13 protein-coding genes are annotated in these 15,823 nt (G+C 51.9%); 2 read left to right on the forward strand and 11 right to left on the reverse strand.

The features are described from left to right. Positions 1-58: 58 nt before the first annotated feature. The 5 genes from fdhA to gatC all read right to left on the reverse strand — a co-directional run bounded on the left by fdhA (position 59) and on the right by gatC (position 5,274). Positions 59-1,273: a formaldehyde dehydrogenase, glutathione-independent gene (gene fdhA / locus CRN96_RS05760; protein ID WP_097040058.1), complete on the reverse strand. Its 1,215-nt coding sequence runs from the start codon at positions 1,271-1,273 to the stop codon at positions 59-61. Positions 1,274-1,373: 100 nt separating this feature from the next. Beyond that, complete coding sequence (locus CRN96_RS05765; protein WP_179647124.1) at positions 1,374-2,009, reverse strand: class I SAM-dependent methyltransferase; 636 nt, start codon at positions 2,007-2,009, stop codon at positions 1,374-1,376. A gap of 57 nt (positions 2,010-2,066) precedes the next feature. Continuing rightward, the gene (gene gatB, locus CRN96_RS05770; RefSeq protein WP_097040061.1) at positions 2,067-3,497 is read right to left on the reverse strand and encodes an Asp-tRNA(Asn)/Glu-tRNA(Gln) amidotransferase subunit GatB; all 1,431 of its coding nucleotides are present in this window, start codon (positions 3,495-3,497) and stop codon (positions 2,067-2,069) included. Next, on the reverse strand, positions 3,497-4,972 hold the full coding sequence (gene gatA / locus CRN96_RS05775) for an Asp-tRNA(Asn)/Glu-tRNA(Gln) amidotransferase subunit GatA (RefSeq protein WP_097040064.1): 1,476 nt from the start codon (positions 4,970-4,972) through the stop codon (positions 3,497-3,499). Before gatA ends, gatB begins: the two co-directional genes overlap by 1 nt. Before the next feature lie 11 nt (positions 4,973-4,983). After that, on the reverse strand, positions 4,984-5,274 hold the full coding sequence (gene gatC / locus CRN96_RS05780; RefSeq protein WP_097040066.1) for an Asp-tRNA(Asn)/Glu-tRNA(Gln) amidotransferase subunit GatC: 291 nt from the start codon (positions 5,272-5,274) through the stop codon (positions 4,984-4,986). A gap of 289 nt (positions 5,275-5,563) precedes the next feature. On the opposite strand from gatC, the gene putP reads away from it, so the two are divergent. After that, entirely contained in the window at positions 5,564-7,123 is a 1,560-nt protein-coding gene (putP, locus tag CRN96_RS05785; protein ID WP_097040068.1) for a sodium/proline symporter PutP, read from the forward strand. A 131-nt stretch (positions 7,124-7,254) separates the two neighbouring features. Here putP and CRN96_RS05790 read toward each other — a convergent pair whose 3' ends face one another. The 6 genes from CRN96_RS05790 to purB form a co-directional block, all read right to left on the reverse strand. Further along, the gene (locus CRN96_RS05790) at positions 7,255-8,454 is read right to left on the reverse strand and encodes a CamS family sex pheromone protein (protein WP_097040070.1); all 1,200 of its coding nucleotides are present in this window, start codon (positions 8,452-8,454) and stop codon (positions 7,255-7,257) included. A 2-nt stretch (positions 8,455-8,456) separates the two neighbouring features. Next, positions 8,457-10,427 carry an NAD-dependent DNA ligase LigA gene (gene ligA, locus CRN96_RS05795; RefSeq protein ID WP_097040073.1) on the reverse strand — a complete coding sequence of 657 codons (1,971 nt, stop codon included), beginning with the start codon at positions 10,425-10,427 and terminating at the stop codon, positions 8,457-8,459. A gap of 7 nt (positions 10,428-10,434) precedes the next feature. Next, positions 10,435-12,612, reverse strand: coding sequence for a DNA helicase PcrA (pcrA, locus tag CRN96_RS05800; protein ID WP_483880244.1), 2,178 nt, complete (start codon positions 12,610-12,612; stop codon positions 10,435-10,437). 15 nt (positions 12,613-12,627) lie between these two features. Then, entirely contained in the window at positions 12,628-13,296 is a 669-nt protein-coding gene (gene pcrB / locus CRN96_RS05805) for a heptaprenylglyceryl phosphate synthase (RefSeq protein WP_097040075.1), read from the reverse strand. A 129-nt stretch (positions 13,297-13,425) separates the two neighbouring features. Next, positions 13,426-14,157 carry a M15 family metallopeptidase gene (locus CRN96_RS05810; protein WP_097040077.1) on the reverse strand — a complete coding sequence of 244 codons (732 nt, stop codon included), beginning with the start codon at positions 14,155-14,157 and terminating at the stop codon, positions 13,426-13,428. Continuing rightward, entirely contained in the window at positions 14,126-15,421 is a 1,296-nt protein-coding gene (purB, locus tag CRN96_RS05815) for an adenylosuccinate lyase (RefSeq protein ID WP_097040079.1), read from the reverse strand. The genes CRN96_RS05810 and purB overlap by 32 nt, the downstream gene beginning before the upstream one ends. 113 nt (positions 15,422-15,534) lie before the next feature. Here purB and CRN96_RS05820 point away from each other — a divergent pair, with 113 nt between their 5' ends. Further along, positions 15,535-15,816, forward strand: coding sequence for a hypothetical protein (locus CRN96_RS05820; RefSeq protein ID WP_143544290.1), 282 nt, complete (start codon positions 15,535-15,537; stop codon positions 15,814-15,816). Positions 15,817-15,823 lie beyond the last annotated feature (7 nt).

Below are 15,823 nucleotides of genomic sequence, written 5' to 3' on the forward strand. Positions count from 1 at the left end.
AACGGCACAAAAAAATCCGGGACGTCAGTCCCGGATATCAATAAATTCATATAAGGTTTTACTTCAGTGAACCATGCGGGTCGATGACGTATTTCTTCGCTGCACCCTTGTCGAAATCCTTGTATCCGTCCGGTGCTTCATCGAGGCTGATAACCGTCGCATTGACCGCTTTCGCAATGTCTGCACGGCCGGAAAGGATTGCTTTCATCAAGTCACGGTTGTATTTCATTGCAGGTGTCTGGCCTGTAACGAATGTATGTGCTTTCGCCCAGCCAAGGCCGAGACGCACTTTCAGTGTACCGAGTTGCGCATCCTTATCTGAAGCTCCTGGATCCTCAGTGACATAGAGGCCTGGAATACCGAGCTTACCGCCTGCTGTCGTAACATCCATGATGCTGTTGAGCACAGCTGCAGGCTGTTCTCCGGCATCGGCACCATGCCCTGATGCCTCGAATCCGACTGCATCGACTGCACAATCCACTTCGTCCACTCCAAGCAGATCTTCAATCTGCTCACTCAAGCGGTCATGCTTTGCGACGTTGACCGTTTCACATCCGAAGCTTTCGGCCTGCTTGAGGCGCTCATCCTGCAGGTCACCGACGATGACGCGGGATGCACCGAGAAGCTGTGCCGAGTGTGCTGCAGCGAGTCCAACAGGACCGGCTCCTGCAATATACACTGTAGAACCGGTCTTGACGCCTGCTGAATAGGCACCATGATATCCTGTAGGGAAAATATCGGAAAGCATCGTCAAATCCAATACTTTCTCCATCGCCACATCCCTGTCCGGGAATACCAGCAGCTGGAAGTCAGCATATGGCACCATTACATATTCGGACTGGCCGCCGACCCAGCCGCCCATATCCACATAACCGTAAGCCGCACCGGCACGTTCCGGGTTGGTGTTCAGACAGATATGTGTGTTCTGCTCCCGGCACATGACACAGCGGCCACATGCGATATTGAAAGGTACTGAGGCGATGTCGCCTTTTTTGACGAATTCAACGTCACGTCCGACCTCGATGACTTCACCAAGAATCTCATGCCCGAGTACGAGTCCTTCAGGTGCTGTCGTCCTGCCTCTGACCATATGCTGGTCACTGCCGCAAATGTTCGTCGTAATGACTTTCAAGACGACACCATGTTCACATTTACGCCCGACGTTCTCCTTCGGTACCCCCGGGCCTTCCCTGAGTACGAGATCCGGATATTCGATATCCCTTACTTCAACGCTACCTGCTCCAGTATAAACTACTCCACGGTTTCCAGCCATGTTAAACCTCCTAGAAAATAAGTATACGGATAAGCTAAAGCTTCATCCAGTAAAAATCATGGATACGTTTACAAGACTTACTAAACCTCATTCTAAATGATTAAAAATTTTCTGTCAAATTGTCGTCGTCATTTTTTTGCGGTTTGGCGTGTATCAGATACACCGCCCCGAACATGAGTCTTTCGAGATTAATAAGATGAAGTTCCGAGTCACCGGCGAGTGCTGAAATATCCCTTTTCTGATGGCAGCCGATCAATTTCATGGTTATGGGGTCGGCCGCTTTCTGCAGCAGCTGCAGCGCCTTGAACCGGCTGAGCCCGTGTTCAAGCAGCAGTATCTTCCCGCCCGGCCGGCACCATCTGTTGAAATGATTCATCACTTCCACCGGATTTTCATATGAACAGAAGCTGAGCGAAGAGACGATCGTATCGAAACTGTCGTCCGGAAAATCCAGGACCTCGATGTCTGCATTGATGAACTCTGCCGGGAACGGGTACTTTTCCGCTTCTTTTTCAGCGGAGGCGAGCATCCTGGCACTGAAGTCCACGGCCGTCAGATGACTGATGTCCTGATAGTGCGGGAAGTTCAGGCCCGTCCCCACCGCAACTTCCAGCACCTCCCCGTATGCCTCGCTGAAGAGTGATTTCCGGTACTTATAAAACCTGTCGTTATCCCGCATCCTTTCATATACACCGACCTGCTTATCGAACTTTTCAATGTGCTTTTCCGTGTCCATCCGGTCCCCTCCTGATAAAAAAAGACAAACCCACATGGTGAGTTTGTCCCAAATATATTATCTCTTATTCATTTCTTCAACTAAAATCTGGTTGACCATCTTAGGATTCGCCTGTCCTTTGGACTTCTTCATGACCTGGCCGACGAGGAAACCGACTGCACGGTCCTTGCCGTTCTTGAAGTCTTCGATCGACTGCGGATTCGCATCCAGCACTTCAGTGATCATTTCAGTGAGCACTTTAGGATCCGAAATCTGCTCCATGCCGAGCTCCTTGACGACGGATTTTGCTTCGCCGCCCTTTTCGATGAGGACTGTGAACACTTTTTTGGCCTGCTTGCTTGAAATCGTGCCATCCTCGATCAGCGCGATCATCTCAGTCAGGTTCTTCGGCGTGAGCGCAATCTCGGAAAGCTCCACCTGGTTTTTATTGAGGTATTCACTGACGCCGCCCATCAGCCAGTTGGAAGCAAGCTTCGCATCCGCGCCGTGGGATTCCACCATCTCATTGAAGAAATCGGAAGTCTCCTTCCTTAATGTGAGGATCTCTGCATCGTATTCAGGCAGCTTGTAATCCTCGACATATCTCTTCTTCAATGCATCCGGCAGTTCAGGGATCGTCTGTCTGATGCTTTCTTTCCATTCCTCATCGATATGGATGTCGACGAGATCCGGTTCAGGGAAATAACGGTAGTCATCCGAACCTTCCTTGACGCGCATGAGGATCGTCTTGCCCGTCTTTTCATCGTAACGGCGCGTTTCCTGTTCTATCTCGCCGCCTTGCAGGAGTGTCTTCTCCTGACGGATCTGCTCATGCTCGAGCCCTTTCCTCACGAAGTTGAATGAGTTCAGGTTCTTGAGTTCCGCTTTCGTGCCGAACTCTTCCTGGCCGTACGGACGCAGGGAGACGTTCGCATCACATCTGAGGGAGCCTTCCTCCATCTTCACATCGGACACACCCGTGTACTGGATGATCGCCTTCAGCTTCTCTAGGTATTTATACGCTTCTTCAGGAGAGCGGATGTCCGGCTCGGAGACGATTTCAACAAGCGGCGTCCCCTGCCTGTTCAGGTCCACAAGGGAATAGTCATCCTTATGTGTGGATTTGCCCGCATCCTCTTCAAGGTGAAGGCGCGTGATGCCGATCCTTCTCGTCTCGCCGTCGACTTCTATATCTATATGCCCGTTTTCACCGATCGGCTTATCGAACTGCGAAATCTGGTAGGCAGTCGGATTATCCGGATAGAAATAGTTTTTACGGTCGAATTTTGTCACGTCCGCAATATCCATGTTCAAAGCCATCGCGGCTTTCATCGCATAGTTGACCGCTTCCTTGTTCGGCACCGGAAGCGTGCCCGGGTAGCCGAGGTCGACGACGCTCAGGCTGGAGTTTGGTTCCTGGCCGTAATGAGCCGGTGCATCTGAAAACATCTTGCTGTCCGTTTTCAATTCGACGTGGACTTCGAGTCCGATCACTGTCTCAAAATGCATTATCTCAGCTCCTTTTGAATTTCTTTTAATTCTTCATGCAGGTTGAACTTCTCTTCGAATTTGAACGCTGCATTATAGATCTCGGCCTCCGAAAAATGTCTTCCGGTGATCTGCAGGCCGATCGGTCTGTTTTTGGAAGTGACGCCGCACGGGATGGAGATTGCCGGCATTCCTGTAAGGTTCGCAGGGATCGTCAGAATATCATCTTTGTACATCTGCAGCTTATCGTCGATCTTTTCTCCGATATCGTAGGCCGCACTTGTCGTCGTCGGACCGATGATCAGATCATAATCTTCAAGGATCCTCTCCATGTCCGCTTCGATGATCGTGCGGAGTTTTTGTGCACGGATGTAATACTGGTCGTAATGGCCGGCACTGAGGACGAACGTCCCGAGCAGTATGCGGCGCTTCACTTCTTCGCCGAAGCCTTCGGCACGGGTCTTCTTGTAAAGCTCTTCCAGCGTCTCTGCACCTTCCGCCCTGTGGCCGAAACGGATGCCGTCGAAGCGTGCGAGGTTCGAGCTTGCTTCACTGGATGCAATCAGATAGTATGCTGCAACGACATATTTGATGTCGGAGAACGAGACGCGTTCAACAGTCGCACCGAGATCTTCAAAGACTTTAACGGCCTTTTCGACGGCCTCCCTGACTTCTTCGTCGACGCCTTCATCGACATATTCATCCGGCAGTGCAATTTTCTTGCCTGTCAGATCCGCGTCGATGCCTTTCAGGAAATCAGCATCGATGTCCGGCATGCTTGTCGCATCTTTGTTGTTCGATCCTGAAATCAGGTTCAATATTTTTGCATTGTCACGTACATTCCTCGTGATCGGTCCAATCTGGTCAAGGCTTGAGGCGAACGCCACCAGACCGTAGCGGGATACACGGCCGTATGTCGGCTTCATGCCGACGACGCCGCAGAATGATGCAGGCTGTCTGACCGACCCGCCCGTGTCGGATCCGAGTGAGAACGGGACGAGTCCCGCTGCCACGGCAGCTGCGGATCCACCTGAAGAGCCGCCAGGTACGGCGTCCGTATCCCAAGGGTTGCGTACGATTTTGAAATAGGAGTTTTCGTTGGAACCGCCCATCGCAAATTCATCCATGTTGTTTTTGCCCATCAGGACCGGTGATTCCGCATTGAGCTTCTCCATCACCGTCGCATCATATACCGGATTGAAATCCTCAAGCATGCGGCTTGCGCATGTCGTGAGCACATCTTTGGTGACGATGTTGTCCTTGATGCCCATCGGGATCCCGAACAGTTCCCCGTCCATCTTACCCTCGTCCTGCAGCGCATCGAGCTTTTCCGCCTCTTTCATTGCGTCTTCCTTGTTTATGAAGAGGAAGGATCCGAGTGTTTCATCGATTTTATCGATATCTTCAAATAAAGCGCCGACGACTTCCGAAGGCTTCAATTCTTTTTGTTGAATTTTATCGTAGAGTTCTTCTACTGTCAGTTCATATATATTCACGGTCTGCCTCCTTACAGCATTTTAGGTACTTTGAATTGTCCATCTTCTGTGGATTTTGAATTGCTTAAAGCTTCTTCCTGGGTGAGCGGCGTTTTCGCTTCGTCCTCACGCATCACGTTTGTGAGATCCACTGCATGGAACATCGGTTCTGTATCAGACAGCTGAACATCCTCCAGCTGCTTTGCATAATTGAGGATTTCATCCAGTTCCTCAGTGAATTCCTGTGTCTTTTGTTCATCCTGAAGATCGATCCTTGCAAGGTTTGCAACGTGCTTTACGACATCGCTGGTAATTTCAGACATAGTAACCCTCCCATTTTTTTAACAACATTTAAATTTTATCAAATATCACGGTAAAAATCTAATCAATATCCATATTGACGGCAATCGCCTCAAATTATTTACATTATTCCCTTTATTCAAAAAACTTATTGTATTCTCAACCCAAATACTGTAAACTAAATTGTGTATCTTTACACGCAATAAACCCTATGACGGCAAGGTTCGGCACAATTTACTTCGATCGTGTAAATGAATCGTTTGTTGCAATGGGAAAACCGTTTATGTATGGTAATCATCAGGAGGCGAGAAAATGATTTTGAATTCAATGAATGGTTTCACATTCACTGCAGGATGGATTGAAGTGGTCATGATACTTCTCTATTTTGCATTGCTGGTTTCCATAGGTATTTATGCCTATAAGCAGTCCACATCCAATATGGATGAATATACACTGGGCGGCAGGAGCCTCGGTCCCTGGGTGACCGCATTATCTGCAGGAGCATCGGATATGTCCGGCTGGATGCTGATGGGTCTGCCGGGAGATATGTATAGTGTTGGTTTATCCAGTGCATGGATTGGTATTGGTCTCACGATCGGTGCATATGTCAACTACTGGGTGGTTGCACCAAGACTACGTGTATACTCTGAAGTTGCCAGCAACTCGATCACCATCCCCGACTTTCTGGAGAACCGTTTCAAAGACAATAATCATATCTTGAAGATCGTTGCGGGTCTTGTCATCGTCATCTTCTTCGCGGTCTACACCGCAAGTGGAATGGTATCGGGCGGCAAGCTTGCAGAGAACGCATTCAACATCCCCTACCACTGGGGTCTGATCATCACTGCGGGCATCGTGGTGTTCTACACCTTCCTCGGCGGTTATCTGGCCGTGAGCCTGACCGACTTGTTCCAGGGTGTCATCATGATCATCGCAATCGTGCTCATCCCGATCGTTACATGGTTTTATTTGACGGGGAACGGAGTCGAGCCTTTCGTCACTATAGACCAGCTCGGTGCTGTCGCCGATATCGATTACTTATCTCTGGTGACCGGGGTATCCGCCGTCACCATACTGAGTAACCTCGCATGGGGGCTCGGTTACTTTGGACAGCCGCATATCATCGTGCGTTTCATGTCCATCAGATCACATAAGCTGCTGCCGGCGGCACGCCGCATCGGCATCACATGGATGGTTATCGGCCTGATCGGTGTATCATTGACCGGCCTCTTGGGTATCGCATTCATCGACCAGACGCAGAATGCGATTGAAGATCCGGAAACGATCCTGATCCTCATGAGCCAGGTGCTCTTCCATCCGATCATCGGCGGGTTCTTCCTCGCGGCAATCCTGTCGGCGATCATGAGCACAATTTCATCACAGCTGCTCGTGACATCAAGTTCGCTTGTACAGGATTTCTACAGGCTCGTCCGTAAGAAAGTCATCAGCAAAGAGACGAAGACAAGTGAACAGCTGGATACGATGTACGTTGCTGCGAGCCGTATTTCCGTCATCCTTGTATCGCTCGTTGCAATCATCATTGCATGGGACGACGAATCCGTCATCCTGGACATCGTCGCAAACGCATGGGCAGGCTTCGGTGCCGCCTTCGGTCCGGCGATACTCCTTGCGCTCCACTGGAGAGGCATGAACAGGAACGGTGCAGTGGCCGCAATCGTCACAGGTGCTGCGACCGTCATCATCTGGATCATCGCAGATGGCTTTGGAACGGGGTTATATGAAATCATCCCGGGCTTCATCCTTTCACTGATTGCAGGTATCGTGGTGAGTAAGATCGCCACGCCGACAGATGAGAAGGAAGCTGCAATGAAAGCTGAATTCGATGAAACTGAACGCATTCTTAAAAGCTGATAATGGATTCTGAAAGGGTCGGGACTGATGTCTCGGCCCTTTCTTATTATGGAGTGCGGCTTTTTATTGAAGTGCACGCCGGCGGAAATAAAAACCCGCCGGACACAGCCGGCGGGCGTCAGAGATGAGCATCATTCATAGATGTGTGTAGTGATTTCGTCGCTCTCGTTTTTCGTGATCAAAGCATACGTTTCACTTTTATCTGCAATGGAGACTTCCACGGCAGAGCCGGAGAAGTGGTCGCCGAGCAGGTTCTGGACGTATTGCGCGAGTCCGATGATTTCACCGTGGCTCGTGTATTCGACCGGGATCTCGATCGACAGCGTCTGAAGCGAGCCGTCGATGAATCTGCCGTAACCGACGGATGTCGTGAAGCTGTCGAAGTAGGCCCCCAGGTTGCGGTTGAAGACTTCGTAGTCATTGTTGATCTGTTCATTGAATTCGGCAGCTTCGGATGAAGGGAAGAGGACATAGTCCTCATTGACTTCCGTGAAGGAGGAAAGCTCGTCCTCCCCGCCTTCAGCCACGGCATAGGAAACGAAGTTCCCCGGGGTGATGGCGGTGCCGTCGGACTGGATGAAGATCGCAAAGGTGATCGTTTGGTCGCTGTAACGTTCATTCGCCCTCAGCCTGTCGAGGATTTCATTCGCCATCGCCTGGCCCTGTTCATGCACTTCATCTTCATCTAGACTGCGGGAGTAGGTTGTGCCGTACTCCTCGGTCTGGTAATAATGTGTGCTGTTCATCGCAAGACCGATCGTGATGCCATCAAGGGTCATGTCCCCTTCCTCATCACGGAGCAGATAGTTCTGCTCAAGTATATGCGACAAATAAAGTGGCGCCTCTTCCGCAATCACTTCCGGGTCTTCTTCGCCTTCCGTCGACGGGTTCAGCCCGAGGTTGCTGAAGGCGTTGCTGTCAGCAAGCTCTTCTTCAGACATGTCTTCTATCTCTTCACGTGTATAGCGGCGGTCCAAAAAGCCCCTCACCATGTCTTCTGTGAAGATCTGCCCTTCGCGGAAGACGTACTCATCAGTTGGGAATACGTTCTTGCTGATGTCGAACAGGCCCTTTTCAAATGCTTCTATATTATAGCTTGAAACCATGTTTGTGCTGGTCAGCCCCCTTGACGGGGAGATCTCGTAAGGGATGACAGTCTGGTAATGATCCGTTGCCCCGCTCTGGGTCACCGTCTCCTCCCGGTCGGCGGCCGGACTTGTTGTGGATACGTTATCCTCATCGGCTGGCACACCTTCCCCTTCCGGCACGGGTGCCGCGTTGCAGCCGGCAAGCAGGATGGTCATGAATAACACTATCGCTTTAAATTTCATAATTATTGCTCCATCTTTTCAATAAATTCATTCTCATCCCATATCGTGATATCCAGTGACTGCGCTTTTTCAAGCTTGCTTCCGGCATCCTCGCCCGCCACGACGACATCCGTGTTCTTCGACACGCTGCCCGTCACTTTGCCGCCTGCATTCTCGACGAGCGCCTTGGCTTCATTGCGTGTGAGCCTCGTGAGCTTGCCCGTCAGGACGAACGTCATGCCTTCGAAAGTCGTACTCTCAGGCACTGTGACTTCCTCGGTGAGGTTCACGCCGTATTCCTTCAGCTTCCCGATCAGTTTTTGGAAGTCGGGGTTATGTGTATACGTCACGATGGATTTTGCAATCTTCTCCCCGATTTCCGGAATCTCGATGAAGTCCTCTTCTTCCTTTGAAATGATCGTGTCGATGTCTTTGAATTCCTCCGCGATGAGGCGTGAGGCTTTGGCACCGAGGAAACGGATGCCGAGGCCGAACAGCACTTTACTCAGATCGTTGTCCTTGGAAGCTTCGATTGCGTTCAGCAGGTTCGTGACCTTCTTATCCCCCATGCGCTCAAGTTCTATCAGATCATCGTATTTCAAGTTGTACAGGTCGCTCACATCATGGATCAGGCCTGCATCATACAGCTGCCTGACGACTTTTTCGCCGAGGCCGTCGATGTTCATCGCACCCCTCGAGACGAAGTGGATGATGCCTTCGACAAGCTGTGCCGGGCACGCCGGGTTGATGCAGCGTATGGCGACCTCCTCTTCGAGCTTCACGGTCTCATGGCCGCAGCTCGGGCAGTTCGTCGGTGCACGGTAGACTTCCTGATCCGTCCGCTCGTCCATGATGACGCGGACGACTTCGGGGATGATGTCACCGGCTTTCCTGATGACGACTTTATCGTTGATGCGGATATCCCGCTCCTCGATCAGTTCATGGTTATGGAGTGAAGCCCGTGCGACGGTCGTGCCCGCGACTTTGACCGGCGTCAGTATCGCCGTCGGCGTGATCACACCCGTGCGCCCGACCGTGAGTTCGATATCCAGGACCTCAGTCACGACTTCTTCGGCCGGAAATTTGAATGCGACGGCCCAGCGCGGGGATTTGACCGTATAGCCAAGCTGTTCCTGTGTCTCGAGATCGTTCACTTTGATGACGATGCCGTCGATGTCGTAATCGAGGTCCGCCCGGTGCGTCGTCCAATATTCGACATATTCAATGACTTCATCGATGCTTGCAACAAGCCTGCGCTCTTTATTCGTCTTGAAACCGAGGTCATCCAGTATGTCGAGCGCCTCAGCTTGAGTCGTTGCCTCAATCTGGGCGAGGTCGTTGACGCTGTACAGGAAGATGGACAGATTGCGCTCGGCTGCAAGTTTCGAGTCGAGCTGCCTGAGGGAGCCGGCCGCGGCGTTCCTCGGGTTCTGGAACAGCGCCTCGCCGCGCGCCTCCTTCGCTTCATTCAGACGCTGGAAGGAGCGCTTCGGCATGTAGGCTTCTCCGCGTGCTTCAAATGACATCGGCTCCTTCAAAGTCAGCGGCACGGCCTTGATCGTACGGAGGTTCGATGTGATGTCTTCACCGATCGTCCCGTCACCGCGCGTCGCACCCTGGACGAATACACCGTCCACGTACTTGAGTGAGACGGCAAGGCCGTCGATCTTCAGCTCGCATACATATTCGACGTCGCCGACACTGTCCCTCACACGCTTGTCAAATGCACGCAGGTCTTCCTCGTTGAATGCATTGCCGAGGCTCAGCATCGGTGTATCGTGCGCCACTTTTTCAAAGCGGTCGAGCACTTCGCCGCCCACCCTCACCGTCGGTGAGGAGGCCGTCCTGAACTCGGGGTGCTGTTCTTCAAGCTCGATCAATTCATGGAGCAGTTTATCATATTCACTGTCCGGAATCGTCGGTGCATCCAGTACATGATATTCATAATTGTAGCGGTTCAGCCGCTCCTGCAGTGATCTTATCTTCTCTTCCATGAATCATCTACTCCTTTTTTTCAAGCGGGGCGAAATTCGCAAGCAGGCGCTTCGGCCCTTCTTTTGTGAAAATGATGTCGAGCTCCTTCGAATCACCTTCTCCCTTGATGTTGGAAATGATGCCGTCGCCGAACTTCTTATGGGCGACCTTGTCGCCGACCTTGAACGTCACACCGCTGTTATCCGTAAGCACCGTAGGCGTCCTGCGATGGGCGCGCCCTCCCTTTTGGAACGGGTTCCTGGATTTCGACGAATCGATTTCCACGACTTCACCGTCGACCAGTTCGGCCGGGATTTCATTCAGGAACCGGCTCTGCACGTTGCTCTCCGTCTTGCCGTAGATCATGCGCGAATCCGCCCGGGAGAGGATCAGCTGGTCTTCTGCACGCGTCAGCGCAACGTACATGAGACGCCTTTCCTCCTCAAGCTCATCCTCGTCATACATCACCCGCTGCGATGGGAAGATGCCCTCTTCAAGTCCGACGACGAAGACCACCTTGAACTCGAGGCCCTTGGATGCGTGCATCGTCATCAGTGTCACACCGCTGTCCGCCTCGACACTGTCCTGGTCGGAGACGAGCGCCATATCACTCAGGAAGTCGAATAAAAGATCATCTGAAATCTCGTTTTCGTTATCGAACTCCCTCGTCACCGTCTTGAATTCCTCCAGGTTCTCAATACGGCTCCTCGACTCCAGGGTATCCTCTTTTTCAAGCGCATCGATATAACCGGTATCTTCCAGCACTTCATCGACCAGCTCGGTGATCGACATGTACTTCGATTTCTCCTTTAAGTTCTGCAGCATCTCGTCGAGTTTCACGAGCGTCACCACCGCACTTTTCGGGATGCCGACGAAGTCCGCCTGCATGACCGCTTCGTACATGCTGATGCCGTTCATGCTGCCGTATGCCAGGAGCTTTTCGACCGTCTTCTGGCCGATGCCCCGTTTCGGCGTGTTGATGATCCGCTCGAAGCTGATGTCGTCATGCGGGTTCTGGATCACTTTAAGGTAGCTCATCAGGTCCTTGATCTCCATGCGGCTGTAGAACTTCATGCCGCCGACCATCTTGTAGGGTATGCTCCCTTTGACGAAGGCGTCCTCGATTGCACGGGACTGCGAGTTCGCCCGGTAGAGCACCGCCATATCACTGTAGGAATACTCACTCGAGAGTTCCATCACCTGACGCAGCACTTCCTGGCCCTCCGCCCGCTCGGAATCCGCAAGGATGGTCTTGATCTTCTTGCCGCCCTTCCGTTCCGTACGCAGGTTCTTCGGCTTCCTTGAAGTGTTGTTGCCGATCACGGCATTCGCCGCATCGAGGATCGTTTCCGTCGAGCGGTAGTTCTGTTCGAGCAGGATTACCTTCGCATCCGGATAGTCGTCTTCGAAGTTCAGTATGTTTTCAATGTTCGCACCGCGGAACTTATAGATCGACTGGTCCGAATCGCCGACGACGCAGATGTTGCGGTATTTGCCTGAAAGGAGGTTCACGAGCTCATACTGTGCATGGTTCGTATCCTGGTACTCATCGACGTGGATGTACTGGAAACGGTTCTGGTAGTAGTCGAGCACAGCCGGCTCCTTTTTGAACAGTTCGATCGTCAGCATGATCAGGTCGTCGAAATCGAGTGAACTGTTGCGGTACAGTATCTCCTGGTAGTCTTTGTAGATCTCGCTGTACAGCCCGTCGGTGAAGCCCGCCGCTTCCGAAATCGCAGTCTTCGCATCGATCAGTTCGTTCTTCTTGTCCGATATGTAGGATAAGACTTTCCTCGGATGGTGCTGTTTCGTATCGATGTTCCGATTCCTAAGGATGCCTTTGATGACCGAGTTCTGATCCGTCGGATCCAGGATCGAAAAGCTGTTCTCATAACCCAGATAGTTGATGTCGCGCCTCAAAATTCTCACGCACATCGAGTGGAATGTCGAAATCCATATGCGTTCCGCCTTTTCCGGATCCGGTATCAGTTTATGGACCCGCTCCTTCATCTCGCGGGCCGCTTTGTTCGTGAAGGTGATGGCGAGCACGTTGTACGGCGGCACGCCCTTCTCGGCGAGCAGATATGCGATGCGGTGTGTGAGGACGCGGGTCTTCCCGCTCCCCGCACCCGCCATGATCAGAAGCGGCCCTTCCGTATGCTTGATCGCCTGTCTTTGTTCTTTATTCATCAAGGATAAATCCATTTTAAAAACCCCAATTTAATTAATGATTGTACGCAGCGCTTTCTTCACATCATCATGTATGACATTGCCGGCGACGATGGTGTCCGCAAACTGTGCCATCTCGAGGGCCTGTTCCTTCGAGGAGATGCCCCCGCCGTAGATGATGTGCGTGTTTTCGGCATGCTGCTTCACGGTCTCCATCACTTCCGGATCGCCGTACATGCCGCTGTATTCAATGTACAGATATTCCGTCTTGTAGAGCTTGTCGATCATATCGACATAATGCGGCAGCATCTCCATCGTCACCCGCTCCGCCTCCGACTTTTTGAAAGCCTTGCAGTCCTCGTTCATGATGAGGTACGGCAGAAGCGACATCTCGCTGTAATCGATCAGATGGCTGTACTCTTCAAGAGCCTCAAGCATCAGGCCGTGCTGCCATTTGATATTCGTCGTATTGAAGACGGCCGGGATGAAGTAATGGTCGAACCCGGGCATGACCGAATCCTTATCCGTCACTTCCAGCGCGACCGGTTTGGAGAAGCGCCTCACCCTGGACAATGCATTCAGGACGTTATCCTCGGTGACGCCGTCCGTGCCGCCGACCAGTATCATATCCGTCGCGGATTCGGCGATCATTTCAAGATCTTCATCCGTAATTTCTTTAGCCGGATCGAGTTTGAATATGTGTCTAGCATTCTTCAACATTTTAAAAACTCCCAATAAATTTCATAAAAATATTATATCATTTTCAGAGGCATCTTTTTATTAATTATATGTGAATTCCCCGTTTTATGTAAAAACGCCATGATAAGCAGGGCTCATCATGACGGTCTGTTAATCTATGCCGAGATATTCTTCGAGGACGAGGTCCTCTTCATATATTTCAGCTGCCGCTTCCTCGCCGACATACCTGATATGCCACGGTTCATAATCGAGACCCGTTATATCTTCCTTGCCTTCCTGGTAGCGCACGATGAAGCCGTACTCATGCGCGACATCCTTCATCCAGTCATAATCCGGCGTATCACCGAAAGCCACCGCCGCGTTCGATGCGCTCTCGACGGAGCCGATATCGACCGCAAGCCCCGACTGATGTTCGGAGTGCCCCGGCGGCAGGGCGATCAGGTCCGCCTCCTCCTCACCGAGTCGCCCGGCGAGGTCGGCATAGACCGCTTCCTGATCCTGATAGGAGCGGAAGCCGCTGACGATGGTGAGGCTGTAGCCTTCCGCCGCGGCATCCTGTATCAACCGGGTGTACGCATCGATGACTTCAGGTTCAAGCCCTGGGTTGTAGTCCGGCGGGAGGCTGTATTCGCGGTTGACGATCAGGATGTCGTTGATGTATGTGACACCGTCGTCTTCACGGAAGACCGGCACGGCATATTCAGTCACATCGTATGTTTCAACGGTCTTCTCAAAATCCGTAAACGGCTGGTCGGACGGTTCTGGACCTCCGCAGCCTGCAAGGATTGCGAGCAGTGTAATGATCAAAAATGTACGGGTTGTAAATCTCACATCCACACCTCTTTTTATTTTACTCGAGGCCTGCACGTCTGAAGATGACATCAACCCGCTGCAGGTGATGGTTTTCATCAAATAAACCCTCGATCTCTTCCATCCCTAGCACATCCGTGATCCGGTCGTCCGAGAGGATCAGTTCCTTGAACGGCTGCCGCGTCTCCCATGATTCCATCGCCTTCGGCTGCACGAGGTCGTAAGCCTCCTCGCGTGCGAGGCCTTTGTCGATTAGCGTCAGCATGACACGCTGGGAGTAGACGAGGCCGAATGTCTTGTCGATATTCGCCTTCATATTGTCTTCAAACACCGTGAGGTTTTTGACGAGGTTCGTGAACCGGTTCAGGATGTAATTGAGCGCGATCGTCACATCCGGCAGCATGACACGTTCTGCGGATGAATGGGAGATGTCACGCTCATGCCAGAGCGGCACGTTTTCATAAGCCGTCGATACGTAGCCGCGGATGACACGCGCAAGACCTGTGACGTTTTCGCTGCCGATCGGATTCCTCTTGTGCGGCATCGCGCTGGAACCTTTCTGTCCCTTCCCGAATGCTTCCTCGACTTCCCTGGTCTCGGTTTTTTGAAGACCGCGTATTTCGACTGCGAACTTCTCGATTGAAGTCGCGATCAGTGCAAGCACGCTGACGTAATGGGCATGGCGGTCACGCTGCAGCGTCTGCGTGGAGACTTCGGCAAACCCGAGGCCGAGATGCTCACATACATACTCCTCCACTTCAGGCGGGATGTTTGCGAATGTGCCGACCGCACCGCTCATCTTGCCCACTTCGATCTCTTCGCGCACCGCTTTGAAGCGCTTCAGGTTACGCTTCATCTCCATATACCAGAGGGCGAGCTTGATGCCGAACGTCGTCGGCTCGGCATGCACACCGTGCGTCCGTCCCATCATCAAGGTCGTCTTATGCTCCTTCGCACGCTCACCCAGCACTTCGATGAAGCGTTCCAGGTCCGCCTCGATGATCTCGTTCGCCTGCTTGATCATATAGCTCTGCGCCGTGTCCACGACATCCGTCGAAGTGAGGCCGTAATGCACCCACTTCTTCTCTTCACCGAGCGTCTCCGACACCTGTCTTGTGAACGCCACGACATCATGCCGCGTCTCCGCTTCGATTTCAAGGATCCGGTCCACATCAATCTTTGCGTTCGGCCTTATATTCTTCACTTCATCCTTCGGGATGATGCCAAGCTCCGCCCATGCTTCAGCCGCCAGTATCTCGACCTCCAGCCAGGCCTTGTACTTGTTCTCATCCGTCCAGATGGCACCCATTTCATCTCTCGTGTAACGTGAAATCATAACTGCTCGCTCCTTTAATCATTATCTCTGCCATTATAACAGATAATGATTATTTTCCGTATGGTCGTGAAGTGATTTCCTCAGTGTCTGCTCATTCAGCGATGATTTTTGTGATGAGTAAGCAGATTTCATTCCCGCCTGCTCATCCAGCGATGATTTTTGTGACGAGTAAGCAGATTTTATTCCCGCCTGCTCATTCAGCCGTGATTTTCATGACGAGTGAGCAGATTTCCTCACCGCCTGCTCATCCAGCGGTGATTTTGGCGATGAGTAAGCAGATTTTATTCCCGCCTGCTCATCCAGCGACGATTTTTGTGGTGAATAAACAGATTTCCTCGCCGCCTGCTCATTCAGAAGCAATTTCCATGACGAGTAAGCAGCTTCCCTTCACATAAAATAAAA

This window comes from Salinicoccus kekensis, from assembly GCF_900220995.1.
Taxonomy (GTDB): domain Bacteria; phylum Bacillota; class Bacilli; order Staphylococcales; family Salinicoccaceae; genus Lacicoccus; species Lacicoccus kekensis.